Origin of the sequence: Aliihoeflea sp. (assembly GCF_052435475.1) — a bacterium.
Taxonomy (GTDB): domain Bacteria; phylum Pseudomonadota; class Alphaproteobacteria; order Rhizobiales; family Rhizobiaceae; genus Aliihoeflea.
Genome location: NZ_JBQVMV010000039.1, coordinates 1 through 1,339 on the forward strand (window position 1 = coordinate 1; position 1,339 = coordinate 1,339).

General features: G+C 67.1%; 1 protein-coding gene. It reads right to left on the reverse strand.

Translation table 11 applies throughout. The features are described from left to right. Positions 1-238: 238 nt before the first annotated feature. Complete coding sequence (locus ACT6QU_RS19400) at positions 239-1,171, reverse strand: IS110 family transposase (protein WP_444837020.1); 933 nt, start codon at positions 1,169-1,171, stop codon at positions 239-241. Positions 1,172-1,339 lie beyond the last annotated feature (168 nt).

Sequence of the window (1,339 nt, forward strand, 5' to 3'; positions counted from 1 at the left end):
CGACGACAACTTCCTCGCTTCGGTCCAACTCGCATCAATCCGCATATGGTTGCGGAGTTATGAGTCGGTCACCTAGTTTCTCGTGAAGTGACCCCCACCCTGTATCCCTCCCCCCAAGGGGAGGGAGAGCGTCGGCGTTATGCTTTATCCCTTGAAACCGGGTCCCTAGCTTGACGGTGGAAGACGGCGTTGACGGCCTCCCTTCCCCTTGCCTTGTGGGGAGCGACTGTCTTGATGGTCAAGCGTCTCTCCATGGTTTTTGGTCGCGGATGATGGCGTTGAGGATAGTGAGCAGTTTGCGCATGGCGGCGATGAGGGCGACCATTTTTGGCTTGCCGGCAGCGACGAGGCGGTCGCGAAACGCCTTGATGGCCCGGTTGTGGCGGGTGGCGACGAGGCCGGCCATGAACAGCGCGGTCCTGACGCTGGTGCGGCCGGCACCGATGAAGCTCTTGCCGCGCCATTGTCCGGACTGGCGGGTATAGGGCGCGAGCCCGGCGAGAGCGGCGATCTGGCGCCGGTCGAGGCTGCCCAGCTCGGGCAGTTCGGCCAGAAGCGTGCGGGCGGTGGTGGCGCCGACGCCGGGGACCGAGGTGAGCAGGTTCTGGCGCACCAGCCACAGCGGCGACTTGCGGATCTGGCCGTCCATGTCCGCATCGATGCTGGCCAGTTCGCGCTTCAGCGCGGCCAGGAGCCGCTTGATGCTCTTTTGGGTCTGCGTGCCGCCGGCCCGGTGCAGCCGGTTCTGCTCGGCCCCGACCATCGCCAGGATCTGGCGCCGCCGGGCCACGAGATCGGCCAGGAGACGGGTCTGGGCATCGGGCAGCGGGCGCACCTGCGGCCGCGTGGCGGCGGCGAAGGCGGCGATCACGGCGGCGTCGATCGGGTCGGACTTGGTCCGCTGGCCGAGCGCGAGGGCGAACGAGCGCACCTGAGCCGGATTGACCACCACGACCGCCAGGCCGGCGGCGTGCAACTGCGCCACCGCCGCCGTCTCCAGCCCGCCCGTCGCCTCCAGCGCCACCCGCGCGGGCGACAGGGCGTCCAGCCGCGCCTTCAGATGGTCGAGCCCGGCCGCGTCATTGCCGACGCGAAAGCGTTCCTGCGACGGCAGGACGTGCACGTCCAGCCAGTCCTTCGAAACATCAATGCCAACAGTGATCGCGTCCATCTGGTCCCATCCTTGCCTAATCGGGCTTCGCTTGCTGCCCAGGCGACTGTTCGGGGTCGATGGAACGGCGGACGATGGATCACGCTCCCCAACGGGCTTGGCGTCCCTCGGGAATATCGATCTCACATCCGCCACCGCATCGAAAACAATACACGATGCGGCAGCAGG